This window comes from Billgrantia saliphila (assembly GCF_002930105.1).
In the GTDB taxonomy this organism is placed as follows: Bacteria; Pseudomonadota; Gammaproteobacteria; order Pseudomonadales; family Halomonadaceae; genus Halomonas; species Halomonas saliphila.
In genome coordinates this window covers 1-1,318 of sequence record NZ_PJRN01000041.1, presented here as the reverse complement: position 1 = coordinate 1,318, position 1,318 = coordinate 1, and the positions used below count along the sequence as shown (strand labels likewise).

Here is a 1,318-nt window from a genome sequence, read left to right as displayed (position 1 = left end):
GCATAGACGGTCGGCCGTCGTCGGGCGTGGCATGCCATCTTCGCCCTTTGACAGCATAGACGGTCGGCCGTCGTCGGGCGTGGCATGCCATCATAGCCCTTGGACAGCACAAACGGTCGGCCGTCGTCGGACGTGCCTGCACACAACGGTCGGCCGTGGCCTGCCCGCATCGGTCGTGGCTTGCGCAACATTCATCGAGTTCCAAACAAAACATGCGGATGTTCATGGCGTACATAAATCAAAGGATTTTGAAACAACCTCCATGCATAACAAACATATTCATCTACTTTCCATTATCTATTCTCAAACGTTTCCGCCTAACGTGGCTCTTTCGCATCATTTTCGTTACTTTTACGGTTCGTACGATATTGAAACATCTTTTGTTTGTGCAAATATGCATCTTATCATTAATTTGACATGTTGAGAAGTGTTTTCGAGCATTTCCATATTTTTCCGACTTTTAATCATTATTTTATAATTTATTTTTACGCTTTTTTAATTTTTACGTCTCTTTTTAAAAATTAAAATTTATTAAATTTTATATTTTAAGGTTCACATATTTATTTGTGAATTTTCGGAGTTGATTTCATATTTTTTCGATATTTTCCCTATTTTTTATTAATTTATTACTAATTTTTTGGAATTTTTGAAAAAAATAAAAATCAAAAAAAATTGTTGAAAAATATTTTTTTATACATATTAAAGTCAATTATGAAGGCTGATGTGTGTTTGTACCTTAGACCGCGCATATTTGGGTTGTACATTTTCATTATGATTCTCTGGAAAATCCATGTCTACTCCTGTCACATGGGCAAAACTTTTTTAAGCATATATAAGGGGGGTAGAGGTGTTGGAGGCAGACTGAGGCGCAGGCAGGCAGACGGCATAGGCGTCCCGTGGGCTTAGCAGGCGTGCTGCGTGGGCGCTTGATGGCATGCATGGCTTGTCCGTGCTACGCCGTTGGGCGTTTACAAAAACACGTCGGCGACGTCGACGGGTCGAGTGGGCAACGGCAGGCGGACGCCGAGGGCGTCCTGTGGGCTTAGTAGGCGTGCTGCGTGGGCGCTTGATGGCATGCATGGCTCGTCCGTGCTACGTCGTTGGGCGTCTACAAAAACATGCTAGCGACGTTTGCGGGGCAACTGAAGCGAAGGCAGGCGGACGTCGAGGGCGTCCTGTGGGCTTAGTAGGCGTGCTGCGTGGGCGCTTGACGGCATGCATGGCTCGTCCGTGCTACGCCGTTGGGCGTTTACAAAAACACGCCCGCGACGTCTGTAGGGCGTTTGAGGCGGTGGCAGGCGGACGTCATGGGCGTCCT

1 protein-coding gene is annotated in these 1,318 nt (G+C 46.5%); it reads left to right on the top strand.

The window, feature by feature from the left end:
• Positions 1-424 (top strand): hypothetical protein (locus CYJ07_RS20720; RefSeq protein WP_231489706.1); only part of this gene is annotated, 424 nt, incomplete at its 5' end.
• Positions 425-1,318: the final 894 nt, after the last annotated feature.